Annotated in this window: 20 protein-coding genes and 1 riboswitch; of the genes, 15 read left to right on the forward strand and 5 right to left on the reverse strand. The window is 72.7% G+C overall.

Annotated elements, in window-relative coordinates; genetic code table 11:
• Positions 1 to 22 precede the first annotated feature (22 nt).
• On the reverse strand, positions 23 to 1,255 hold the full coding sequence (locus ACFYOY_RS07990; RefSeq protein WP_351897907.1) for an MFS transporter: 1,233 nt from the start codon (positions 1,253 to 1,255) through the stop codon (positions 23 to 25).
• Between the two features lie 112 nt (positions 1,256 to 1,367).
• Here ACFYOY_RS07990 and ACFYOY_RS07995 point away from each other — a divergent pair, with 112 nt between their 5' ends.
• From ACFYOY_RS07995 to ACFYOY_RS08045, 11 genes are all read left to right on the forward strand, one after another.
• Positions 1,368 to 2,594, forward strand: a complete 1,227-nt coding sequence (locus ACFYOY_RS07995) for an ROK family transcriptional regulator (protein WP_351897910.1) — start codon at positions 1,368 to 1,370, stop codon at positions 2,592 to 2,594.
• A gap of 128 nt (positions 2,595 to 2,722) precedes the next feature.
• Positions 2,723 to 4,027 (forward strand): alginate lyase family protein, encoded by a 1,305-nt coding sequence (locus tag ACFYOY_RS08000; RefSeq protein WP_351897913.1) that lies wholly within the window; start codon positions 2,723 to 2,725, stop codon positions 4,025 to 4,027.
• A 465-nt stretch (positions 4,028 to 4,492) separates the two neighbouring features.
• A riboswitch (FMN riboswitch) is annotated at positions 4,493 to 4,623 on the forward strand.
• Positions 4,624 to 4,778: 155 nt separating this feature from the next.
• Entirely contained in the window at positions 4,779 to 5,888 is a 1,110-nt protein-coding gene (ribD, locus tag ACFYOY_RS08005) for a bifunctional diaminohydroxyphosphoribosylaminopyrimidine deaminase/5-amino-6-(5-phosphoribosylamino)uracil reductase RibD (protein ID WP_351897916.1), read from the forward strand.
• A gap of 1 nt (position 5,889) precedes the next feature.
• Positions 5,890 to 6,612, forward strand: coding sequence for a riboflavin synthase (locus tag ACFYOY_RS08010; RefSeq protein WP_388585534.1), 723 nt, complete (start codon positions 5,890 to 5,892; stop codon positions 6,610 to 6,612).
• Entirely contained in the window at positions 6,609 to 7,940 is a 1,332-nt protein-coding gene (locus ACFYOY_RS08015; protein ID WP_351897926.1) for a bifunctional 3,4-dihydroxy-2-butanone-4-phosphate synthase/GTP cyclohydrolase II, read from the forward strand. The genes ACFYOY_RS08010 and ACFYOY_RS08015 overlap by 4 nt, the downstream gene beginning before the upstream one ends.
• 54 nt (positions 7,941 to 7,994) lie before the next feature.
• Positions 7,995 to 8,480 carry a 6,7-dimethyl-8-ribityllumazine synthase gene (gene ribH / locus ACFYOY_RS08020; RefSeq protein ID WP_119992347.1) on the forward strand — a complete coding sequence of 162 codons (486 nt, stop codon included), beginning with the start codon at positions 7,995 to 7,997 and terminating at the stop codon, positions 8,478 to 8,480.
• Between the two features lie 24 nt (positions 8,481 to 8,504).
• Positions 8,505 to 8,789 (forward strand): phosphoribosyl-ATP diphosphatase, encoded by a 285-nt coding sequence (locus ACFYOY_RS08025; protein ID WP_388585537.1) that lies wholly within the window; start codon positions 8,505 to 8,507, stop codon positions 8,787 to 8,789.
• A gap of 49 nt (positions 8,790 to 8,838) precedes the next feature.
• On the forward strand, positions 8,839 to 9,687 hold the full coding sequence (gene hisG, locus ACFYOY_RS08030) for an ATP phosphoribosyltransferase (RefSeq protein WP_078639814.1): 849 nt from the start codon (positions 8,839 to 8,841) through the stop codon (positions 9,685 to 9,687).
• Between the two features lie 60 nt (positions 9,688 to 9,747).
• Positions 9,748 to 10,203, forward strand: coding sequence for a PH domain-containing protein (locus ACFYOY_RS08035; protein WP_351897942.1), 456 nt, complete (start codon positions 9,748 to 9,750; stop codon positions 10,201 to 10,203).
• 315 nt (positions 10,204 to 10,518) lie between these two features.
• Positions 10,519 to 11,892 (forward strand): hemolysin family protein, encoded by a 1,374-nt coding sequence (locus ACFYOY_RS08040; RefSeq protein ID WP_351897948.1) that lies wholly within the window; start codon positions 10,519 to 10,521, stop codon positions 11,890 to 11,892.
• On the forward strand, positions 11,889 to 12,998 hold the full coding sequence (locus ACFYOY_RS08045) for a hemolysin family protein (RefSeq protein WP_351897954.1): 1,110 nt from the start codon (positions 11,889 to 11,891) through the stop codon (positions 12,996 to 12,998). Before ACFYOY_RS08040 ends, ACFYOY_RS08045 begins: the two co-directional genes overlap by 4 nt.
• A 143-nt stretch (positions 12,999 to 13,141) precedes the next feature.
• Here ACFYOY_RS08045 and ACFYOY_RS08050 read toward each other — a convergent pair whose 3' ends face one another.
• Together ACFYOY_RS08050 and ACFYOY_RS08055 are read right to left on the reverse strand one after the other, a co-directional pair.
• Positions 13,142 to 15,031: an AAA family ATPase gene (locus tag ACFYOY_RS08050; protein WP_351897960.1), complete on the reverse strand. Its 1,890-nt coding sequence runs from the start codon at positions 15,029 to 15,031 to the stop codon at positions 13,142 to 13,144.
• A 399-nt stretch (positions 15,032 to 15,430) separates the two neighbouring features.
• On the reverse strand, positions 15,431 to 16,060 hold the full coding sequence (locus ACFYOY_RS08055; RefSeq protein WP_351897974.1) for a hypothetical protein: 630 nt from the start codon (positions 16,058 to 16,060) through the stop codon (positions 15,431 to 15,433).
• Positions 16,061 to 16,232: 172 nt separating this feature from the next.
• On the opposite strand from ACFYOY_RS08055, the gene ACFYOY_RS08060 reads away from it, so the two are divergent.
• Positions 16,233 to 17,654, forward strand: a complete 1,422-nt coding sequence (locus ACFYOY_RS08060) for a peptidase C39 family protein (protein ID WP_351897979.1) — start codon at positions 16,233 to 16,235, stop codon at positions 17,652 to 17,654.
• 57 nt (positions 17,655 to 17,711) lie between these two features.
• Here ACFYOY_RS08060 and rfbB read toward each other — a convergent pair whose 3' ends face one another.
• Positions 17,712 to 18,701, reverse strand: a complete 990-nt coding sequence (gene rfbB, locus ACFYOY_RS08065) for a dTDP-glucose 4,6-dehydratase (protein ID WP_388585544.1) — start codon at positions 18,699 to 18,701, stop codon at positions 17,712 to 17,714.
• Positions 18,698 to 19,954 carry a helix-turn-helix domain-containing protein gene (locus ACFYOY_RS08070; RefSeq protein ID WP_351897986.1) on the reverse strand — a complete coding sequence of 419 codons (1,257 nt, stop codon included), beginning with the start codon at positions 19,952 to 19,954 and terminating at the stop codon, positions 18,698 to 18,700. Before ACFYOY_RS08070 ends, rfbB begins: the two co-directional genes overlap by 4 nt.
• Before the next feature lie 136 nt (positions 19,955 to 20,090).
• On the opposite strand from ACFYOY_RS08070, the gene ACFYOY_RS08075 reads away from it, so the two are divergent.
• The 3 genes from ACFYOY_RS08075 to ACFYOY_RS08085 are packed head-to-tail and all read left to right on the forward strand — an operon-like array spanning position 20,091 to position 23,999.
• Positions 20,091 to 21,206: a radical SAM protein gene (locus ACFYOY_RS08075; RefSeq protein WP_078639796.1), complete on the forward strand. Its 1,116-nt coding sequence runs from the start codon at positions 20,091 to 20,093 to the stop codon at positions 21,204 to 21,206.
• Complete coding sequence (locus tag ACFYOY_RS08080; RefSeq protein ID WP_388585547.1) at positions 21,199 to 23,286, forward strand: AMP-binding protein; 2,088 nt, start codon at positions 21,199 to 21,201, stop codon at positions 23,284 to 23,286. The genes ACFYOY_RS08075 and ACFYOY_RS08080 overlap by 8 nt, the downstream gene beginning before the upstream one ends.
• The gene (locus ACFYOY_RS08085; protein ID WP_351898008.1) at positions 23,283 to 23,999 is read left to right on the forward strand and encodes an SDR family oxidoreductase; all 717 of its coding nucleotides are present in this window, start codon (positions 23,283 to 23,285) and stop codon (positions 23,997 to 23,999) included. Before ACFYOY_RS08080 ends, ACFYOY_RS08085 begins: the two co-directional genes overlap by 4 nt.
• Positions 24,000 to 24,026: the final 27 nt, after the last annotated feature.

Here is a 24,026-nt window from a genome sequence, read left to right on the forward strand (position 1 = left end):
GGGGGACCGGCGCACCGCCCCGTCAGGGAAGCGTGGCCCGGGACGCGGACGGATCGGGGTGCGAGGCGGGATCCGCGGCGTCCGTCCCCACCGGGGTCCGCAGCACCCCCGCCCCCGCCACCAGCCCCAGCGTCAACGTCGTGACCAGGCAGAACGAGACCGTCAGCGAGGTCAGGTCCGCGATCGAGCCCATCGCCGCCGGAGCGATCAGCCCCGAGGTGTACGTGATCGTGGCGACGCCCGCGATGGCCTGGCTCGGGGCCGGGCCGCTGCGCCCGGCGGCGGCGAAGGCCAGCGGCACCACGACCGCGATGCCCAGGCCGATGAGGCCGAATCCGGCGATGGCGAGGCCGGCCCCGGGGGCGGTGACCACGAGGATGCCGCCGGCGGTGGCGAGGAGGCCGCCGGTCCGTACGGTCCGCACCGGCCCGAAGCGGCTCACCACCGCGTCCCCGATGAGCCGGGCGCCGGCCATCGTGCAGGAGAAGGCGGTGGTACAGGCGGCGGCGACACCGGGGGAGGAGTCCATGACATCGCGCAGATAGACCGCCGACCAGTCCAGGCTCGCCCCCTCGGCGAAGACCGCGCAGAATCCCACCGCGCCGATGATCAGCGCGGATCGGGGCGGGAGGGCGAACCGGGGCGGCGGGTGCTCCTCGGGGGCGCTGCGCAGGTCGAGGACCCAGTGGCAGGCAACCGCGCCGAGCACCGTGAGGACCCCGGCGGCGATGCCGAGGTGGAGCCGGGCGTCGGCCTCGGCGTGCGCGGCGATCGTGCCCGCCGCCGAGCCGGTGAGCGCTCCCGCGCTCCACATGCCGTGCAGCCCGGACATGATCGAACGGCCGAGACGGTTCTCGACCTCCACGCCGAGGGCGTTCATGGCGACGTCGGACGTCCCGGCCGTCGCCCCGAAGACGAACAGCGCACCGCACAGCCAGACCAGACCGGGCGCCAGCGGGGGCATCACCAGCCAGGCGGTCCACAGGGCGAGCAGTCCGCGCAGCGCCGCGCGGGCGCCGAAGCGATGGCTGATCCGCCCGGCCAGGGGCATCGCGACCGAGGCCCCGATGGCGGGAAAGGCGAGCGCGAGGCCGAGTTGCCCGGCGCTGAGGTCCAGTCGCTCCTGGATCCAGGGGATACGGGTGGCGAAGTTGCCGGTCACCGCGCCGTGCACGGCGAACACGGCCGCCACGGCGATCCGCGCCCGCCGTACCGGGCGCATCTCGGATGCCCCCGCTTCCTTGAGCCTGCCCATACCTGTCGCACCCTCCCCGTAGCGCCGGCCCGTGCCGTGGTCCACGGGAAACTATCAGGAAGGGTCCCTGATAGATAGGGCTTTTCCCGTGGCCTTCTGGAAGGATCCCGGCATGACGTCGACGAGCGTGTCCGTGGCGGGCCGCACCGCCTCCCCGAGTACGGCGCGGGCCATCAACGACCGCCTCGCCCTGCATCTGCTCAAGGACGAGGGGCCGTTGACCGCGGGTCAGCTCAAGTCGCTGACCGGGCTGTCCCGTCCTACCATCGCGGACCTGGTCGAGCGGCTGCGGCAGACCGGGCTGGTGGCGGTCGTGGGGGAGGCGGGGGCGGAGCGGCGGGGGCCCAACGCGCGGGTGTACGGGATCGTCGCCGACAGCGCGCATGTGGCCGGGGTCGACGTCCGTACGGACAGCGTGGCCGTATGCGTGGCCGATCTCCTGGGCCGGACCAAGGTGGAGGAATCGCTTCCGGTTGCCCCGGACGGGGACCCGGCGCACACCGTGGCGGCCGCGGTGGCCCTGGTGGAGCGGGCCGCCGAGCGGGCCGGGGCGGCGCGGCTGCACCACATCGGCATCGGGGTGCCCGGTCTCATCGACCCTGCCACCGGGGAGCTCAACTCGCCGGGCGGGCTGCCCTCCTGGCACCGTGAGCTGGCCACCGCGCTGCACGGTGGCCTCGCGGCACCGGTGCTGCTGGAGAACGAGGTCAATCTCGCGGCCGTCGCCGAACAGCGGATGGGCGCGGTGCGCGACCGCGACACCTTCGTCCTGCTCTGGCTCGGCCACGGCATCGGCGCGGCCGTGGTGCTCGACCGGGTGCTGCGGCGCGGTGCGTCCGGCGGCACCGGGGAGATCGGCTTTCTGCCGGTGCCGGGCACCTCGGGGCTGCCCTCCGCCACCGGCTGCGACGGCGGATTCCACTCCCTGGCCAGCAGCGGTGCGGTCTGCGAACTCGCCCAGGAGCACGGTCTGGAGGCCGCGATGGGCGGCGAACACGGGGCGGGGACGGAGGGCTCCGGCGCGGCGGAGGCGGCGATTCGCGCGGCCCTCGACGCCGGGGAGCGCGGCGAGGCGTTCCTGGACGCGCTGGCGGCCCGTATCGCGCTGGGCGTCGCGGCGATCTGTGCGGTGCTCGACCCGGGGTGCGCGGTGCTCGGCGGTGAGGTCGGCCGGGCCGGGGGCGATGGGCTCGCCCGGCGCGTGGAGGACCATGTCGCCCGGCTGTCGCCGCTGCGGACGCGGGTGCGCGCGGGGGTCGTTGGCGGCGGCGGGGTGCTGCGGGGCGCCGTGCTGACGGCGCTGGACGCCGCGCAGAACGAGCTGTTCGGCGCCCCGTAGCCGTCGGTCACCCGCCCTCCTGGGGTGAGGGGATTCCTGTGCGATCTCTTGTCGTGTCCATGGGGCCGCCCTACTCTGAGCTCGATCTCAAGTCTGAATGACGTTCAGATATCTGATTGGAGTGCTCAATGGGTGCACCTCCAGCGGGACGCGGGCGGTTCGCCCGGGCGATCGTCACCGCCTCCGCCCTCCTGGCCGTCCTGGCGATCCCCGCGGCCCCCTCCGCGCAGGGCGCCGAGTCCGTGCGGCATTCCGGCTCGGTGCCCCGGACGGTGGTGCTCGACGGGCCCCGACTGTCCCTCACCAAGCTGAAACTGCAGCTGGGGGACCGGAATCTGCGGCGGACCGTGCGCGATCTGACGGCCCAGGCCGACCAGTGGATGGACCAGGGCCCCTGGACGGTCACCGACAAGGACCAGGTGCCGCCCAGCGGCGACAAACACGACTACTTCAGCCAGGCCCCCTACTGGTGGCCGAGTCAGCCCAAGACCGACGACAATCCGTATGGCTGCCCCTACGTTCAGAAGGATGGCCAACGGAACCCCGACGTGGACAAGATGACGGACCGTCCCGAGGTCGGCAAGGTCTTCGAATCCGCCTACGAGCTCTCCCTGGCCTGGTACTACACCGGTAAGCGGGCCTACGCCGAGCACGCCGCCGAGATCCTGCGTACCTGGTTCGTCACCCCGGCCACCCGGATGAACCCGAGCCTGAATCACGCCCAGTTCATCCCCTGCATGTACGACGGCCGCTCGATCGGGATCATCGACTTCTCCCAGGGCTTCACCAGCCTCCTCGACGCCGCCGCCCTCCTCGACACCGGCGCCCCCGGCTGGTCCGAGAGCGATCACGAGGGCTTCCGCACCTGGAACAAGCAGTTCCTGGACTGGCTGGTGAACAGCGACTTCGGCAAGGAGGAAGGCGCCGCCGAGAACAACCACGGCACCTTCTACGACATGCAGGTCGCCGCCATCGCCACCGCCGTGGGCGACCGGGACCGCGCCCGCCAGGTGCTCCGCGACGCCCGCACCAAGCGCATCGACACCCAGATCGCGGCCGACGGCACGCAGCCGCAGGAGCTCGAGCGCACCCGCAGCTTCCACTACTCGACGTTCAACCTCGTCGCGTACACCCGGATGGCCGCCATCGGCAAGCACGTCGGCGTGGACCTGTGGCACTACACCGGGCCCGGCGGCGCGAACCTCTTCAAGGCGGTCGACGTCCTGCTCCCGGCGGCCACCGGCGCCGCGCCCTGGCCGTACCCGGAACTCGACCTCCGCGCCTACGCGGCGAGCGACATCGTCCACGCGGCGGCCGACGCCGGGGACCGTAAGGCCCGCGCGGCGGTGGACAAGCTTCAGGCCCCGCCCGGCGGCGACCTGTGGGCCCTGCGGCCGGCGGTGGAGCAACTGGACAGCATCGCGCAGGGGTAGTGGGGCAGCGGGTTTTTCTCCCCCACCCCGCCCCTCCCCGAAACCGGGGGCAAGCCCCGGGCCCCCCGGTTCGGGACCGGCCCGAATGCCGCGGCTGCCGCCGAGGCCCCGGCGCCCGACAGGCGCCAGGGGCGGGGGCGGGCCCGCGGCGGTCTTCTGGCCGCCGGTGGTGGAGGCGTCGGCTCGGGGTTGTCGGGGTTGGGGTTGTGCCCCCGGTCCGGGACCGGTGTGGATGCCGTTGGCTCCGTCGAGGCCCCGGCGCCCCATGGGCGGCCGGGGCAGGTGTGGGCCTGCGCCCGGCGGACGCGCCGCCCCGGGGCTGTCGGGGGCCGGGGCCGCGCCCCGGGCCGGGAAGGGGCGGGGCGGGGGATCCGCCCCGGGGCGGGGCGGGTGAGGGAGGCCACATTGGTCTTGCCTCCCACCTGCGCTGATGGCCATGGCACACTAGGGGCGTACCAGTGACGTCAGCGCACTCCGGGGTCGGTGAAAATCCGAACCGGCGGTTACAGTCCGCGACCCGTCCGCCGCCAGCGGCCGGTTGACCAGGTGAAATTCCTGGACCGACGGTGAAAGTCCGGATGGGAGGCAGTGCGCGGCGGTAGCGACATCACCGGTGCGCCGCCTCGGCGGTCCGTCCTTGTGTGTGCAGGGCGGGCCTTTTGCCGAACCTGGCGTGCCGGCGGCGGCGTTCCCGTTCCTTATGTCATCTCGACAGCCCCGGAGTCCGTGCCCGAAGAGGCAGGAGGACCCGGTGGCCACCGCAGCCGAAGCCCAAGCGATGCGCCATGCCGTCGCGCTCGCCGCCCGCGGCCTCGGCCACACCAGCCCCAACCCCGTCGTCGGCTGCGTCATTCTCGACGCCGGCGGCCGGGTGGTCGGTGAGGGCTGGCATCAGCGGGCCGGCGGTCCGCATGCCGAGGTCCACGCGCTGCGCGCGGCGGGGGAGCGGGCCCGTGGCGGCACGGCCCTCGTCACCCTCGAACCGTGCGACCACACCGGCCGCACCGGGCCCTGCTCCCAGGCCCTGATCGCCGCCGGGATCACCCGCGTCCACTACGCCGTCGGGGACCCCACCGCGCAGGCCCGGGGCGGCGCCGCCACCCTCGCCGCCGCCGGGGTCGAGGTCGACGCCGGGCTGCTGGCCGAGGAGGCCGAGGCGGTCAACGAGCCCTGGCTGACCGCGATGCGCCGCGGCCGCCCCTTCGTACTGTGGAAGTTCGCCGCGACGCTGGACGGCCGCAGCGCCGCCGCCGACGGCACCAGCCGGTGGATCACCTCGCCCGAGTCCCGCGCCGATGTGCACCGGCTGCGTGCGGAGGCCGACGCGGTCGTCGTCGGCTCCGGCACCCTGCGCGCCGACGACCCCCACCTGGCCGTACGGGACCGGGAGGGAGTCACCCAGCCGCTGCGGGTCGTCGTGGACACGGGCGCGACCATCAAGCCCGGCGCCCGGGTCCTGGACGACGCCGCGCCCACGCTGCTCGCCGTCGCCGAGGACGCCAGTACCGCTCATCTGCCCCGGCGGCCGGGCGTGGAGACCGTAAGGCTGCCGCGCGCGGACGGCGGCCTCGCGATCCCCGCGCTCCTGGCCGAGCTGCACGAGCGCGGGGTGCGCTCCGTCCTGCTGGAGGGCGGGCCCACTCTCGCCGGCGCGTTCCTCGCCGCGGGCGCCGTCGACAAGGTCGTCGGCTATCTCGCTCCCGTCCTGCTCGGCGCGGGCCCCGCCGCCCTCGCCGACGCCGGAATCACCACCATCGCGCAGGCGTTGCGCCTCGAGACGGCCGACGTCACCCGGCTCGGTCCCGATCTGCGCGTCACCGCCGTTCCCGTCGCCCCCGCCCCCCTCGCCGAGGAGAACTGAAGTGTTCACCGGAATTGTCGAAGAACTGGGTGAGATCGTCGCCATCGAGCACCTGGGCGACGCGTCCCGCTTCCAGGTGCGCGGCCCCGTCGTCACCGAGGGGGCGAAGCACGGCGACTCCATCGCCGTCAACGGCGTCTGTCTCACCGTCGTCGACCTCATCGAGGACGCGGAGGGCACCCGGTTCAGCGCCGACGTCATGGCCGAGACCCTGGACCGCTCCAGCCTCGGCGCGCTCGACATCGGCTCCCGGGTCAACCTGGAGCGCCCCATGGCGCTGGGCGGACGGCTCGGCGGTCACATCGTGCAGGGCCATGTGGACGGCACCGGCGCCATCGTGGACCGCAAGCTCTCCGAGCACTGGGAGATCGTGAAGATCTCGCTGCCCGCCGAGCTGAGCCGCTATGTCGTCGAGAAGGGCTCCATCACGGTCGACGGCATCAGCCTCACCGTCGTCGACGCGGGCTTCGACTACTTCACTGTCAGCCTCATCCCGACGACCCTCGCGCTCACCACCCTCGGCGTCAAACAGGCCGGGGACCCGGTCAACCTCGAGGTGGACGTGCTCGCCAAGTACGTCGAGCGGCTGCTGGGACGGGACAACGGCCTGCAGGGCAATGGCCTGCAGGACAACGGCTTGCAGGGCAATGGCCTGCAGGACAACGGCTTGCAGGGCAATGGCCTGCAGGACAACGGCACGCAGGACAAGGAGGCCACAGCATGAGCGAGGCATACGCGGTCACCGAACCGCATCCGAGTGGCCCGGCCGCTCCCCTGCGAGCCGCGCGCTGGCCCGACGAACTGGCCCTGGACCCCATCGAGCGGGCCATCGCCGACATCGCCGCGGGCCGCCCCGTCGTCGTCGTGGACGACGAGGACCGGGAGAACGAGGGCGACCTCGTCGCCTCAGCCGAGATGATCACCCCTGAGATCGTCGCGTTCATGATGAACGAGTGCCGGGGACTCATCTGCGCGCCCATGGAGGGCGCCGACCTCGACCGGCTCCGGCTTCCCCAGATGGTCGAAGAGAACACCGAGTCCATGCGGACCGCCTTCACCGTCTCGGTCGACGCCACCGCCGAACACGGCGTCAGCACCGGGATCTCCGCCGCCGACCGGGCCACCACCCTGCGGCTGCTGGCCGACCCGGGCACCGTCCCCGGCGACCTCGTGCGCCCCGGCCATATCTTCCCGCTGCGCGCCCGCCCCGGCGGCGTGCTCGCCCGCGACGGCCACACCGAGGCCGGGGTCGACCTGGCCCGGCTCGCCGGACTGCGCCCGGCGGCCGTGATCTGCGAGATCGCGGGCGAGGACGGCGTGATGCTGCGCCTGCCCGACCTGGTCGCCTTCGCCCGCAAGCACGACCTGGCGATCGTCTCCATCGCCGATCTGATCGCGTACCGCAAGCCCGCCGAGCCGCTCGTGCGGCGCGAGGCCGAGACCCGGCTGCCCACCGCCTTCGGCGACTTCCGGGCGTTCGGCTACCGCGCGTCCGACGGCGTCGAGCACATCGCGCTGGTGCAGGGCGAGATCGGGGACGGTGAGGACGTGCTGGTCCGCGTCCACTCCGAATGCCTCACCGGCGATGTCTTCCACTCGCTGCGCTGCGACTGCGGCCCCCAACTGCACGCCGCGCTGGAGCGGGTCACCGCCGAGGGCCGTGGCATCGTCCTGTATCTGCGCGGCCACGAGGGACGCGGTATCGGGCTGCTGTCCAAGCTGCGCGCGTACGAGCTGCAGGAGCTGGGCCGGGACACCCTGGACGCCAACCTGGAGCTCGGCCTGCCCGCCGACGCGCGGGACTACGCCGCGGGCGCGGAGATCCTCGCCGACCTCGGCGTGCGCTCGCTGCGGCTGATGACCAACAACCCGGACAAGACCACAGGGCTGGTCCGGCACGGGCTGCGGGTCACCGGCCGGGAGCCGATGCCCGTCCAGGCCGGGGAGCACAACCTCCGCTACCTGCGGACGAAGCGGGACCGGATGGGGCACGACCTGCCCTGGCTGGACGGCGACCGCGCCGAACCGGTATCCGCCTGCGGCAACCAGTGACCATCTCAAGTACCCCCATACACCAGCACATCAGCACAAGCACCGAGGAGAGACGTGAGCGGTAAGGGCGCCCCCGAACTGTCCGTGAAGAACTGCGGGGACCTGCGCGTCGCCGTCATCGCCGCACAGTGGCACGAGAAGGTGATGGACGGGCTGCTCGACGGCGCCCTGCGCGCGCTCGGAGAGCTGGGCATCGACGAGCCCACCGTGCTGCGGGTGCCGGGCAGCTTCGAGCTGCCGGTGGTCGCGAAGGTGCTCGCGGACCGCGGCTATGACGCGATCGTGGCCCTGGGCGTTGTCATCCGCGGCGGCACCCCGCACTTCGAGTATGTGTGCCAGGGCGTCACCCAGGGGCTGACCCAGGTCAGCGTGGACACCGGCGTTCCCATCGGCTTCGGCGTGCTGACCTGCGACACCGAGGAGCAGGCCCTGGACCGGGCCGGGATCGCGGGCTCCAGCGAGGACAAGGGCCATGAGGCGGTCACCGCGGCCGTCGCCACCGCCACCACCCTTCGCTCGGTCGCCGAACCCTGGCGCTGAGGGCTGTCGCACGGCCCAAGTAGGATGACGGACACCATGCCCAAGAAGACGTTCGAGGAGCTCTTCACCGAGCTCCAGCAGAAGGCCGCCACGGCCGACCCCGCCACCTCCCGCACCGCCGAACTGGTCCACTCCGGTGTGCACGCCATCGGCAAGAAGGTCGTGGAGGAGGCCGCCGAGGTGTGGATGGCCGCCGAGTACGAAAGCGACGAGGCGACCGCCGAGGAGATCTCCCAGCTCCTGTACCACCTTCAGGTGATAATGGTCGCCAAGGGGCTGACCCTCGACGACGTCTACGCCCACCTCTGACACACCCCCGCCGACACCCTCACCCTGGCAACCGAAGGAAAGAGCACTCATGCTGCGCATCGCCGTCCCCAACAAGGGTTCACTGTCCGAGCCTGCGTCGGCGATGCTCCATGAGGCGGGCTACCGGCAGCGCAAGGACCGCCGGGAGCTGGTCCTCGTCGACGCGGAGAACGAGGTGGAGTTCTTCTTCCTCCGCCCCCGCGACATCGCCGTGTACGTGGGCTCCGGCCGGCTCGACATCGGCATCACCGGCCGTGATCTGCTGCTGGACTCCGGCTCCCAGGCCGAGGAGATCATGCAGCTCGGCTTCGCCGGGTCCACCTTCCGCTACGCCACCCGTCCCGGCACGGCGAAGGACGTCAGCGAGTTCGGCGGGATGACCGTGGCCACGTCCTTCGCCGGACTGGTCACCAAGCACCTCGCCGACAACGGCGTGGACGCCGCCGTGGTCCACCTCGACGGCGCCGTCGAGACCGCCATCCAGCTTGGTGTCGCCGAGATCATCGCGGATGTGGTCGAGACCGGCACCACCCTGCGCAACGCCGGGCTGGAGATCATCGGCGAGCCCATCCTGGAGTCCGAGGCGGTCGTCATCCGCCGCACCGGCGACCCCAGCGACGACCCCAAGGTCCAGCAGTTCCTCCGCCGGATGCAGGGCGTCCTGGTCGCCCGGCGGTACGTGATGATGGACTACGACATCCGGGTGGAGCAGGTGGAGCGCGCCGTCGCGCTCACTCCGGGCCTGGAGTCGCCCACCGTCTCCCCGCTGCACCACGAGGGCTGGGTCGCGGTCCGCTCGATGGTCCCGGCCAAGGACGCCCAGCGGATCATGGACGAGCTCTACGACCTGGGGGCCCGGGCCATCCTCACCACGGGCATCCACGCCTGCCGCCTCTGACGGCACGCCCCCGCCCCCGCCTTCGCCCCCGTTCCCTCCTCATCCGAGAGGCCGACCCACGTGTCCGCCGCCGCGCCCCCGCCCGCCCTGCCCGTCACCTTCCGGCCGACCAGGACCCGCGCCGTCCTGATGACCGTCGGCATCGCCGTCCTGGTCGTCCTCACGGTGGTCGCCCTGCTGCTGGAGCGGCTGGGGCCGGGGGAGAAGGCCAGCTTCATCATCACCGGACTGCTGTTCTTCGGGGTGCTGACGCTGCTCAGCCGCCCCAAGGTGGTGGCCGAGGAGGGCGGCGTGACCGTCGTCAACCTCACCACCAAGCGGCGGCTGGAGTGGGCGGAGGTGCTCCGGGTCAATCTGCGCCCCGGCGACCCGTGGGTCTACCTGGACCTCGCGGACGGCACCAGCCTGCCCGCGATGGGCATCCAGCCGGGCATCGCCAAGGCGCGGGCCATCAGCGACGCGCGGGCCCTGCGCGCCCTCGCCGAGCAACACGGCACGGGTCGTGCCGTGGAGTGAGCCGTCCGGCCGGCCCGTCCGGCCCCAGCAGTGCTGAGCTGCCCCTTTACGTCCGTTTCCGCCCCTGCCGGGCGGGTCCCCCCGAACCGGCCGGGAAACTGATCGGCACTCCAACGGCGTGAGGGGCCTGCCCGTCACGCCCCATCCTTGATTACCCTGTTGCCGGGGCCGAACGGTGCCCCGCCCCGCCTCTCCCTGTGCGCACGCACTCCGTGCGCCCCGGCGGGCTCCCCTGCGACCCGAGGAGTGACTCCCTCCGCAGATGGACGGATCGTCCTGTAGTACCTGCGCCGCCGCTGACCACAAGGCGGCGGCATGAGCACCACCCTGTCCCTCCTGCTGCTCTCCGCGGCACTTGTCCTGATCCTCGCCAACGGCTTCTTCGTGGCCGCCGAGTTCGGCCTGGTCACCGTCGAGCGGCCGGACGCCGAGCGAGCCGCCGCCGAGGGCGACAAGCGCGCCCGTACCGTCGTCGAGGCGCTGCGCGAGCTGTCCTTCCAGCTCTCCGGCACCCAGCTCGGCATCACCATCACCTCGCTGATCGTCGGCATGCTCGCCGAGCCCGCGCTCGGCCATCTGCTGACCCCGCCGCTGGAGGCGGTCGGACTGCCGCACGGCGCCGTCTCCGGCGTCGCCGTCGTCCTCGGCATGCTGCTGGCCTCCGCGGTCCAGATGGTCATCGGTGAGCTGGTGCCCAAGAACTGGGCGGTCTCCCGGCCGCTGCAGGTCGCCCGCTTCGTCGCGGGCCCGCAGTACGCCTTCGCCCGCTTCTTCCGGCCCGTGATCGCCCTGCTCAACGCTGTGGCCAACCGGCTGGTGCGGGCGCTGGGCGTCGAGCCCACCGAGGAGCTGGCCTCCGCCCGCACCCCCGGTGAGCTGGTCTCGCTGGCCCGCCACTCGGCGCGGGCCGGCGCGATCGAGCAGGACACGGCGGATCTGTTCGTCCGCACCCTGTCCCTGGGCGAGCTGACCACTCAGCATGTGATGACCCCGCGGGTGCGGGTCAGCGCGCTGCACTCCTCGGCGACCGCCGTGGATGTGCTCAACCTCACCCGGGCCACCGGGCTGTCCCGCTTCCCCGTCTACCGCCACCGGCTGGACGAGGTCATCGGGATGGTGCACCTCAAGGACGCCCTCGCGGTGCCCGCCGGGGACCGGCTGCGCACCTCCGTCGGCCGGATCGCCCAGCCGCCGCTGCTGGTCCCCGAGACGCTGCCGGTCCAGCCGCTGCTGGAGCGGCTGCGCAGCGAACAGCCGATAGCCGTGGTCGTCGACGAATACGGCGGCACGGCCGGGGTGGTCACCCTGGAGGACATCGTCGAGGAGCTGGTCGGCGAGGTGCGCGACGAGCACGACGACGAGGCGTCGGAGACCCCGGACCTGGTACAGGCCCTCACCGAGGACGGCCGCACCGCATGGGACGCCGACGGCGGCTGCCGTGTCGACACCCTCCGCCGGATCGGCCTCGACGCGCCCGACGGGCCGTACGAGACCGTGGCCGGGCTGGTGGCCGATCTGCTGGCGCGGATCCCCGTCCCCGGCGACACCGCCGAGCTGCCCGGCTGGAAGCTGGCCGTCCGGCAGGTCGGCCACCACCGGGCGGAGCTGGTGCGCATCGTCCGGACGAAGCCGGGTACGCCGCTGAAGGTGAGCTCCGGCGCCGCGGCCGGGGAGGGGACCGGACGATGAGTGTGGTACAGCTTCTGTTCGCCGCCCTGCTGGTCCTGGCCAACGGCTTCTTCGTGGGCGCCGAGTTCGCCCTGGTCTCGGTGCGCCGCAGCCAGATCGAACCGCGCGCTGCCGAGGGCTCCGGGCGCGCCCGTACGGTCCTGACGGGCCTGGAGAACCTGCCGCAGATGATGGCGGCCGCGCAGTTCGGCATCACCATCTGCTCGCTGACGCTCGGCGCGGTCGCCGAGCCGACCGTCGCCCAGCTGCTGGAGCCGGTCTTCCACACCGTCCATCTGCCCGAGCAGCTGGTGCACCCCCTCGGCTACGCCATCGCGCTCGCCGTGGTCGTCTGCCTCCATCTGCTCATCGGCGAGATGGTGCCGAAGAACCTGGCCATGGCGGCGCCGGCCAAGACCGCGCTGTGGCTGGGCCCCGGGCTGGTCGGCTTCGCGCGGCTGTGCCGGCCGGTCACCGCGCTGCTGGGCGCGTGCGCCCGGCTGGTGCTGCGGCTGTTCCGGGTGGAGCCCAAGGACGAGGTCGAGGCCGTCTTCACCAGTGAGCAGCTGACCCATCTGGTCGAGGACTCCCGGCAGGCCGGGCTGCTCGACCCCGGTGAGCACGAGCGGCTCGCGGACGCCCTGGAGCTGGGCAGCCGCCCGATCACCGACGTCCTCCTGGATCCGGCGGGTCTGGTCACCGTCGACCCCTCGGTCACCCCCCGGGAGATCGAGGAACTGACCGTGCGCACCGGCTACTCGCGCTTTCCGGTGCGCGGCCCCGGCGGCGCCTTCATGGGCTATCTGCATGTGAAGGACGTCCTCGAGCTGGAGTTCCCGGAGCGGGCGGTGCCGCAGCGGGTCTGGCATCCGATCGAGACGCTCCGGGCGGAGCTGCCGCTGGACGACGCCCTGACCGCGATGCGCCGGGCCGCCTCCCATCTGGCGGCCGTCGCCGACGCGTCCGGCACGGTGCTGGGGCTGGTCGCCCTGGAGGACGTCCTGGAGAAGCTGGTCGGCGAGGTGCACGACCCCGCCCACCGCGGCGGGACCCGGGACCGGGTGGCCGAGCCCAGGGGCGAGGCGGCGGCCTCACTGTCCAAGGAGGAGCGGGCGATGGTCGGCTGACCGCGGTCGCGCTGCGGTTGTGCCTGCGGCGGGCCTTCCCCTACCCCGATGGAAACAGCCCCTCCGGCGCTTGAGGAGCGGGGTCCGGAGCGGAGCCCCGGTTGTGGGAACGGGCGGGTAGGGGAAAGCCCGCCGCAGGCGCGCTACCCCAGGGGCGGGTCCTGGGGGTCGCGGTACATGGGACCGCGGCCGGACAGGACCTCCCCGTACGCCTGCATCAGATCCGGCAGCCGCAGCGTGGCCAAGTCGTCGCGGGTAGGGGTGCCGCTCCAGCCGGAGAGCCGCAGATCCCGGTAGGCGCAGCTCTTCTCGTACAGCGTGCGAAGGAACCGGCCGTTTCCCAGCTCGTCGATCCAGCTCTGGTCCACCACATGGCCGCTGATGCTGCGCAGTTCCTCCACGGCCTCCTCGTCCCACACATCCCCGTTCTCCGCCGCCAGCACCTCACCGATGCGGGTGAGCTCCAGCGGGCGGTAGCTGGGGAAGTCGACGCGGGTGGTGAAGCGGGAGCCGAGGCCGGGGTTGGCGGCCAGCAGCCGGTCCATGCCCTCGGGGTAGCCGGCGAGGATCACCACGAGCCGGTCGCGGTTGTCCTCGGCGCGCTTGAGCAGCACCTGAAGTGCCTCGTCGCCGTACGCGTCGCCCTTGCTGTAGCCCGAGTTGGACAGGGAGTACGCCTCGTCGACGAAGAGCACCCCGCCGAGCGCCGAGTCGATCAGCTCATTGGCCTTCACCGCCGTCTGGCCCAGGTACTCGCCGACCAGATCGGCGCGCCCGGCCTCCACCAGATGGTCGCCGCCGAGCAGCCCGAGGGCGTAGAAGACCCGGCCGAGGATGCGGGCCACGGTGGTCTTGCCGGTGCCGGAGGGGCCGGAGAAGACGAAGTGCCGCTTGGGCGGCTGGACCGGCAGGCCCTGGCCGGCGCGCAGCCGCGCCATGTGGAGCTGCGCCGACAGCGCCCGCACCTGCCGCTTGACCGGCTCCAGGCCGACCATGCGCTCCAGCTCCTGCAGCGCGCTCTCCAGCAGCACCGGATCCGAGGGGCCGGGCTGGGAGGGCAGCCCGGCTCGCGCGCGGGTGCCGCCCGCGCCCACCACGGCGGGGCCCATCAGCGGCGGGCCCTCGGGCCCCTCACCCGCGGCCCGCGGATCGCGGCCGTCGGCGGGCAGCGTCTCGGCGGGGTCGGTGGTGGTGTCCCGGCCGTCCGTGGCGTCCTGGCCACCGGCGCCGGCCAGCGAGACGGCGGCCAGATCCGCGGGCTCGTCCAGCCCGTCGGACTCGGCTATCGCCGCGAGCCGCGCCGAGGTGTCCATGAAGGTGGAGTCGATGCGGTGCACCGCGCGGTAGAGGGGGAGTGCGGCGGCGCTGCGCCCGGTGCCCTCATGGGCGCGGGCGAGCCAGTAGCGCAGCTCCTTGCGCTGGGGCTGTTCGCTGCGACAGCGCATTAAGGCGGCGGCGAGCAGCGGTTCGGCCTGGCTGTACATCTCCAGCCGGACCCGCGCCATCCCGGCGAACAGACCCGCCTCGATACCGAGGAACGGATCGTCCAGCAGCGGCTCGGTATGGCGCACCAGCTGCTCCCAGTCCTTGACCAGATAGGCGCGGCAGGCGTGCAGAAAGCGGGCCTGCGGATCGGCCTCCACCGGAGGGCAGCCGGCCAGCGCCCGGTCCAGCTCGGGCACATGGCGGCCGTCGAGCCAGTGCGAGGCGTGGGCCAGCAGCAGGTCCCGGCTGGTCTCCAGCACCGGCTGGACCCACCAGCCCAGCCAATACCAGGAGTTGAGGGTGCGGCGGTGGCGGGCGCGCTGCTCGCCGAAGCGGTCGCGGTGCCGGTACATCCGCAGCAGCGCGGCCGCGGTGTCGGCCCGCAGCGCGTGCAGTCCGAGCCAGGCGTCGGCCATTCCGGGATCGAGCCGCGTGGCGGCCCGGAACTCCTCCTCGGCCTGTGCGTACGCGCCCATCGTGTAGGCGTCGACGGCTCGCAGCCAGGCGAGGTCGGCCGGGGCGTGCGAACCTTGCGTGCCGAAATCCATCACGTCCCCCACAACCCCAGCCCCCGTGGATGCCGCAGGGGCGAATGCCCCTTTCGCATCGTACCTGCGCAGCCCGCATGGGCCGAGGGTGCCGCACTGTTGTTCGTCGCAATCACACAAGGTCGGGTAGGTGTGCGCGGGGGCGTGTAAGGGGCGCACGGGGCCCGGAGCGGCTCGTCACGCAGGGTGAGGGAGTAGCGGCGCAAAGCAGCGGAAAACCGGCGCCAGACAGGACGAAGCCCCCGATCACGGGGGAACAACCGGGGGCTTCGCGTTGTGGGACGACTCGTACGAGTCGCACATTGAGAACGTAAGACCTGTATGGGCCCCAGGTCAAGCCGAGTTGGGGTACGCGTCATGCGTCGGGTGCGGGCGTCGGGCCTGGTCGGGAGCATCGGTTCACGCTGTGTGAGGCCAAGGGGCGTTTCCGTCGTTCGCCGCAGGTCCCGGTAGCACCTCATACCCCTCCTTTCGCTGCAGAACCAGCGTTCCGGCGTACGGGCGGGAGGGGTCGGCGGCGAAATGCGCACGCTCGGCGGGGAGCCAACCGTCCCAGAATGCGGACAGCTCCGGGCCGTCCCGCAGCTGTCCGCGCCGCCAGGAGTCCCGCTCCGGCAGATCCATCCACAACAGCCGTGCCAGCCGCGGGCGCACCGCCCGGCGGCCGCTGCCCACGCCCTCCAGCAGCACGACCGGCTCGGGATCGAGCCGCCGCCGGGTGGTGGCGAAGCGGCGCTCCACCCAGTCGTACGGGGCGTAGCGCGCGGCAGTGCCCCGGGCCAGCGGGGCGAGGACCTCGCTCCGCAGCCGCCCGGCCCAGCCGAAGAGCTCCTCATGGGTGGCGAAGTCGTCCGTGTGCAGGATGGGGGCACCGCCGAGCGCCTCGGCGAGCCGCCCGGCGAAGGTGGTCTTCCCGGAGCCGGCGTGACCGTCGACCGCGACCAGCCGGACCGGCCCGCAGGACGGCGGCAGCGCACGCAGGCGCCGCGCCAGCGCGTCCAGGCTGCCAACCGGTGGGTATGTTCGCATCGGGGACCACCATACGGCCCTTACGGCTCGTTCACTCCATTGGTTCACACCAATATTGATGGAGCGGGTACCGGGGGAATCACTGGCCTGAGACCACTCGCAGCGGCCATAGTTGTGCGACTGTCGCGCACGCGCCGCCCACTGGACTGGACGACGACTGGGGGAACCCCGCATGACCAGATCTGGATCCACGCCTCGCCGCTCCGTGCTCGCCGCCGCCCTCGGCGTCGCGGGCGCCGCCGCCGTCACCACGACAGCCGCGACCGCCGGGACGGCCCGCCCGGCCGCCGCCGCGACACAGAGTTCGGGGACCGCCGGGGCCGCCGCGGCCCCGGCGGGCTCGAAGACCGCCCGGGTCGCGGAGTACCACGGCTGGAGCGGCCACGCCGACTGGCTGGCCGGTGCCGCCAAGGGCGTGCGCGCCGAGGCCGGGGCCCGCCCCGGCATCGTGATCTCCCGCCCGCTGGGCAGCGTGGACTACACCGATCCGCACACCGGCACCAAGGCCGCCTGGGAGTACGCCACCTGGACCTCCCCGGTGCGCACGCTCTCCGTGCCCGCGACCGAGGCCATCGTCTCCTGGAACGCCCGCACCCCCGCCGGCACCTGGATCCAGATCGAACTGAAGGGCACCTACACCGACGGCTCCGCGACCCCCTGGTACGTCATGGGCCGCTGGGCCTCCGACGACGGCGCCTCCTCCATCCGGCGCACCTCGGTGGACGACCAGAGCGACGACAAGAGCTCGGTGTGGACCGACACCTTCTCCATCGACAACCCGGCGAGCGGGCTGCGGCTGGCGAAGTACCAGGTGCGGCTCACCCTCTACCGCAAGCCCGGCACCAAACTCACCCCCACGGTGTGGCGAATCGGCGCGATGGGCTCGGACGTCCCCGACCGGTTCGAGGTGCCCGCCTCCACGCCGAGCCTGCCCAAGGGGCGCGAACTGGGCGTACCGCGCTACTCGCAGGAGATCCACAAGGGCCAGTACCCGGAGTACGACAACGGCGGCGAGGCATGGTGCAGCCCCACCTCCTCGCAGATGATCATCGAGTACTGGGGCCGTAAGCCCTCCGCCGCGGACCTGTCCTGGGTCAACCCCGACTACGCCGATCCGCAGGTCTGCCACGCCGCCCGGGCCACCTTCGACTACCAGTACGACGGCTGCGGCAACTGGCCGTTCAACGCCGCCTATGCCGCCACCTACCGCGACCTGCAGGGCGTGGTCACCCGGCTCGGCTCGCTCGCCGACGCCGAGAAGCTGATCGGCGCCGGCATTCCGGTGATCACCTCGCAGTCCTTCCTCAAGACGGAGCTGGACGGCGCGGGATACGGCACCTCGGGCCATCTGATGACCGTCATCGGCTTCACGGCGGACGGCGACGTCATCGCCAACGACCCGGCCTCGCCCAGCAACGACGCGGTCCGCCATGTCTACAAGCGGCGCCAGTGGGAGAACATCTGGCTGCGGACCAAGCGGTACGACGCGAACGGCAAGGTGGTCTCGGGCACCGGAGGCGTCTGCTACCTCTACTTCCCGGCCAAGCCCACCTCCGCCCAGCGCCGGGTGCTGGGCGAACTCGGCATCCGCTGAGCGGGTGCTCGCCGAAGGGGACGCGTGCCGCCCGCTGCCGGCCGGCACGTGATCCGCTCACCGCATCAGGGTGGCCTTCTTCTTCAGCGGTTCCCACCAGGCGCGGTTGTCCCCGTACCACCGCACCGTCGCGGCCAGACCGTCCGCGAAGGAGATCCGCGGCTCGTACCCCAGCTCCTCGCGGATCTTGCTGATGTCCAGGGAGTAGCGCAGGTCGTGGCCCTTGCGGTCCCCGACGTGCTCGACCATGTCCCAGCCCTGCCCGGTGGCATCGAGGAGCATGCTGGTGAGCTCCTTGTTGGACACCTCGGTGCCGCCACCTATGTGGTAGACCTCGCCCGCCTGGCCCTGGTCCAGTGCCAGGGCGATGCCGCGGCAGTGGTCGGACACATGCAACCAGTCGCGGACATGGGAGCCGTCCCCGTACAGCGGGACCTTCCTGCCGTCCATCAAGTGGGTGACGAACAGCGGGATCATCTTCTCCGGGAAGTGGTAGCAGCCGTAGTTGTTGGAGCAGCGGGTGACCACCACATTCAGGCCGTGGGTGCGGTGGTAGGACAGGGCCAGCAGATCCGAACCGGCCTTGGAGGCGGCGTAGGGCGAGTTGGGGGCCGGCGGACAGTCCTCGGTCCATGATCCAGCGGTGATGGAGCCGTACACCTCGTCCGTGGACACGTTCAGGAACCGGCTCACCCGGTGCTTGCGGGCCGCGTCCAGGAGGACGTGTGTGCCCAGCACATTGGTGGTGACGAACGGGCCCGAGCGCAGGATGGAGCGATCCACATGGGTCTCGGCGGCGAAGTGCACCACCGCGTCATGACCGGCCATGGCCCGGTCGACGGCCTCGGCGTCGCAGATGTCGCCTTGCACGAAGGAGTAGCCGGGGTGGCCGGCCACGGGGGCGAGATTGGCGAGGTTGCCCGCGTAGGTGAGCTTGTCGAACACGGTCACCGAGGCGCCCTCGGAGACCGCCAGCTCTCCCGCGAGCAGGGCCCGTACGAACTGGGAACCGATGAAGCCGGCGCCACCGGTGACGAAGATCCTCATGAGCGAAGCGTGTCGATGCGCTTCCAGACGCGGACGGCCAGTTCATAGGCGGTCAGTTCGTCGCAGAGGGCCGCGGTCCGGCGCAGCAACGCCTGGGCCTCCTCGGTCCGGCCCAAGTCGGCCAGCGCCTCGGCCTGGACGAGGTTGGCGCGGACCAGGTCGGGGCCGGTCAGCGGCGCGGAGCCCGCGCTGAGCCGGGGGTAGACCTCGACGACCTGGGCGGCGGCGCCCACGGCCAGTTCGTAGCGGGCGCGCAGCGCGACGATCCGGGTGGTCTCGTCGGGGGCGTTGACCATGGGGCCGACCTGCTCGGCGGCCTGCAGCCAGGGCAGCGCCGCGCCGGGGTCGCCGTCATCCAGCAGGACATTGCCGGCCGACCGCATGAACCGCAGCCAGTCGCGCACCGGGGTGTCGGGCGTGGTGAGCTGGGCGCGGGCCAGGTCCAGATGGTGGCGCGCGGCGGTGGCCATGCCGAGCTGGGAGTACGCGATGCTGGAGACCCAGTGGGCCCGGCCGCGCACGGGCGGCCGGTGGCCCTCGGCGAGCGAGAGCATCTCCTTGAGCAGCAGCTCGACCTGGCCGAGGTCGTTGAGCTCGCAGAGCACCGAGATCAGGATGCCGAGCAGCCGGACGTGCTCGAACGCGCCGGTGAGCTTGGCCGGGCCGATCTCGCCCAGCGCCGTGTAGGCCGACTTGCGCGCGTCCGTCAGCCGCCCGGTGTCGCGCTGTGCGGTGGCCAGCTCGGTGAACAGGACAACGCGCAGATGCGGATCGGTCTTGGCCCACTCCTGATCGGCGAGGCGCTCCAGCAGCGCCAGCCGGTCGGGCTGCCGCCCGGCCGACCGCAGCTCCTCCTGCAGTGCCAGGCCGAGGTCGAGCTGGAGGGCGGTCGTGCCGCGCTCGACCGCGGTGGTGTAGGCGGCCGCGAGCAGCTCGGCCGCGCGGGCGTGGTCGCCCAGCTCGGCGGCGCCGCGTGCGGCGGAGCGCGCGATGACCAGGTCGAGGCCGCCGGGCTCGGTGGAGGCGGCGGTGGACCTGTCACGGCCGGTCAGCTCCTCCAGCGGCATCTGGAGCACCTCGGAGAGGTGGAGCACGAGGTCGAGTGTGGGGGAGCGCTGACCGGACTCCAGGAGGGAGATATAGCTGGCGGTCACGATGTCGCCAGCGAGTCGGCGTTGGGAGAAGCCCAACTCCTCGCGTCGCCGCCGGACACGCTGACCGAACTCTGGCTGCTGACTGTGTTCGGCTCTCATGGCTGTGACTATTGTAGCCGGGAACTCGCCTCCTGACCATCCTTTGACCTGCAGGTGGTGGAGGCAGTTCGACGTATTGACGATAGTCACCAACTAAAGTTAGCGTTTGGGGCGTCCGCTGCCGGAAGGACGCGCCGTGATCGACACACTCCTCGGAAACGACCTGGTCATCAATGAGGACTCGTGCAATCTCAGCTGCACGTACTGCCTCACCGGCCAGAGCAACCTCAAGCAGTCGCACCACGCACAGCTGATATTCGGGCCGCCGACCCGGGACCGCTACGCCGAGGGCAGCCTCCTCGGGCGCCGCCTCCCGCTCATCGCCGGGCGCATCGACGACACGTTCCGCGCGCCGATGCTCAAGGTCACCGGCGGGGAGATCTTCCTGGTCGCCGGGATCATGGACTATCTGCGCGAACAGGCCGCCCAGCACGAGGTGCTGATCGTCCAGACCAACGGGGTGCTGGTCCGCGAGGAGCACCTCGAGGAGCTGCGCGGCTGGAAGAACGTCGTGCTTCAGGTGTCGCTGGACAGCCACCTGTTCTCCGGCAACTCACACCGGGTGCAGACCGAGTCGCTGCACGGCAAGGTGCTGCGCCGGATCGAGACGATCCTCGACAGCGGCCTGCCGGTGGAGATCTACGGCGTGCTGAACGACCGCAGCGCCCCCGAGGCGCCGGCGTTCGCCCGCTGGCTCGCGGACCGGGAGCGCCCGCCGACCTTCTTCCCGTTCCCGGTGAGGGGTCCCGACTCCGAGCGGTTCGCGATGCGGCCGGACCAGATCGTCCACATCGAGGAGCTGGTCGACCGCTACGACGAGTTGGCGGCGGTGCTGCCGCCCCGCCCCTACTTCGACCGGCTCTTGTCGTTCCTGCGGGAGGGCGAGCGGACCTTCCGCTGCCATCTGCCGCGCCTGGTCATCTCGACCTTCAGCGACGGCATGGTGACCCCGTGCCCGAACATCTGGTTCTCCAATATGGGCAATCTGCTGGAGGACGACCACGCCGAGTCGTTGCGGCGGGTCGGCGAGACCGGCCTGTACACCGCGCTGCTGGCCGAACGGCCCCGCCTCAACGCGTGCAAGGGCTGCTTCACGCCCTGGGACACCCTGTCGATGTACTTCGAGGACGAGATCACCCTCGATGAGCTGTGCCAGGCCCCCACCTACGCCCCGCCGGTGATCCGGGAGTTGATCGCCGAGCGCAAGCGCCTCTACAAGGAGGGGCGCGACGGGGTGAGCTGCGGTGGCTGACCTGGCGATCACCGTGGGCGGCCTCGACGGGCTCGACGGGCTCGACGGCGTCGAGCCCGCGACGACCGTCGCGCTCGCCGGAGCGAACGGTGGTCCATGGCTCGCGGCCTACCGGACGCTGATCGACGCCGGGGCCGTGGTGCTGCTGCTCGACCGCGACGCACCGCCCGCCGAGCACCGCAGGCTCCTGGACGCGGCCGGGGGCGGACGCCTCGTGGTCGTGGACGGCGACCGCGTCACGGTCACCGGCGACCCCGCGCCGTCGAGCCATCCGCCGGGCACCGTACTGCTGCCCAGTTCGGGAACCACCGGCGCGCCCAAGCTCGTCCCGCGCTCGACCGATTCCCTGCGCGCGGAGGGGCGCCGGCACGCGCGGTACGCGGGCCTGGGCGCGGATGACACGCTGCTGGTACCGCTGCACCTGTGGCACGCCTACGCGCTCGGCTGGGCCCACGCCGCGTTCGAGGCCGAGTGCACGATCGCCGTGGTCCCGCCCAATGCGCTCGGCCGCTGCGCGGAGCACATCGCCGCCGGGGCGACCGTGCTCGCGCTCGTCCCGACCGTCGCGCGCCTGCTCGCGCAGCGCACCGGCAGAGCGGTGCCGGACAACGCGCTGCGCCTGGCCATGGTCGGCGCGGGGCCGGTCGACGCGGCGCTGGAGGAGCGGTTCACCGCCGCGTTCGGGATCGGCCTGGCGCGCAACTACGGCTCCACCGAGACCGGGGCGCTGTTCAGCGGCGCGCCCGGAAGCCCGCCCGGCTGCGTCGGGTTCCCGCTGGACGGTGTGGAATTCCGCGTCGTCGCCCCGGACGGCGCCGATATGCGGCCCGGTGCGCAGGGCGAGTTGCTGGTGCGGGTGGACGGCGAGGCGTGGCACCCCATGGGCGACCTGGCCACCTACGACCCCGCCGCGGGGCTGCGGCTGCTGGGACGCCGCACGCGTGCCATCCGGCGCGGGGACCGGTGGATCGCGCCGGAGGAGATCGAGGCCGCGCTGTGCCGCCACCCCGACATCGCCGATGCCCGCGTCTACCCCGTCCGGCACGGCACATCGGTCGCGCTTCAGGCCGAGGTGGTGCATGTGCGCGGACCGGGCGCGGACGTCTCCGGCCTCGGCGAGCACGCGAAGGCGCTGCTCGGCCCACAGAAGGTCCCCGACCGTGTCCGGTGCGTCGGCGAGGTGCCGCGCGGCCGGGTCGGCAAACCCCTTCCGCCGCGTGCGCTCGCCCTGGCGGGCCGGGACGCCCTGGTCGCCGCCGCCACCGCCTACAAGCGCAGTGAACTGCTCTTCACCCTGGTGGACCTCGGGATCGTCGAGGCGCTCGGCGAAGGAGCGAGGACCGCGCCGGAACTGGCGGTGCGGCTGGGCCTGGACGAGGCGGCCTGCGCCGAGTTGCTGCGCGCCGCCGAGGATGCCGGGCTGCTGCGCCCCGAGGACCCCGTCCCCACCGCAAGCGACGGGACCGGCGGCGCGGATACGGCGCTGGTCGCGCTGGAGGCGGAGCTGTCGCGGTCGTGGGTGACCCGCGAGGCCCTGGCGGAGGTCGTCCGGTCCGGGGCCGCGCGGCGCCCGTTCGACCGCGAGGGGCCCTCCGAGCGGCTGCGCGAGGTCTACGGGACGGCCCTGCACGGGGAGGCAGCCCGCCGCCGCGCCCGCAGCGGCCTGGCGCTGGCCCGCTTCGCCGCGGGCCACAGGCTCCTGGAGGTGTCCGGCGGGCCCGGTGTCTACCACCGGGTCGCCGGCGAGGGCACCTACGCCGGGCGCGGGCCGCTCCCCGACGGCGTCTTCGACCTGGTGGTGCTCGCCAACGCGATCCACGGCCCGGCGGCCGACCTGCGTGCCGTCGCCGAGCGGCTGGCCCCCGGCGGGCGGCTGCTGGTGGACGACGTGTTCCTGGACGCGCCCGAGGGCGTCCCCCCGGAGACCCGGCTGGACTGGCTGACCCACGGCGGTACCGCCTGGCCCACCGCGGCGGCGGCGACCGCCGGTCTGGCCGCCGCCGGGCTGACCGTCCAGCGGACGCTGCACCTCGGCCGCCCCGCCTGCACGCTGCTGCTCGCCGCCCGGGAGCGGCCGTGACCGGTCCGTGCGTGGCGCTGGTGACCGGCGCGAGCGGCCTGCTCGGTGCCGCGATCTGCCACGCCCTCGCCGACGCGGGCATGACCGTCCTGCCCGTGTGCCACCAGGGCGTGGACCGGGCGGCCGAACTCGCCGCGAAGATCGGCGCGCTCGAACCCGTCCAGGCCGACCTGACCGACCCGGCCGCCGCGATGGGCCGGATCAGGGAGCGCGGCGTCGTGCCCGGCGTCCTGGTGTGCGCCCACGGCAGGACGCTGCGGCGCAGCGTCCTGACCCCCGGCGACGACGACGGTCTGTGGGACCTCAACGTCCACTCGGTGACCCGGCTGGCCGGGCTCGTCGGCAAGGGGATGCTGCGGCAGCGGGGCGGCCGGATCGTGCTGGTCGGATCCCGCGCCGGAAGCGTCGGGATGCCCGGCCAGGCCGAGTACGCGGCCACCAAGGCCGCGCTGTCGGCGTGGGCGGCGTCGGCCGCCTGGGACTTCGGCCGCTTCGGCGTCACCGTCAACGTCGTGGCGCCCGGCGCCGTCCAGCCCGGCCCCGGCTCCTCGCTCTACACGGAGGAGGAGAACCGCGCCGTCACCGAGCGCATCGCGCTGCGCCGCCTCGCCACGCCGGAGGAGGTCGCCGATGCCGTGGCCTTCCTGGCCGGGCCACGCTCCGGCTACATCACCGGGCAGACGCTGCTGGTGGACGGAGGCGCGCGATGGTGACGCCCGGACGCACTCCTGCGACGAAAG

This window comes from Streptomyces sp. NPDC007875, from assembly GCF_042868035.1.
GTDB lineage: Bacteria > Actinomycetota > Actinomycetes > Streptomycetales > Streptomycetaceae > Streptomyces > Streptomyces antimycoticus.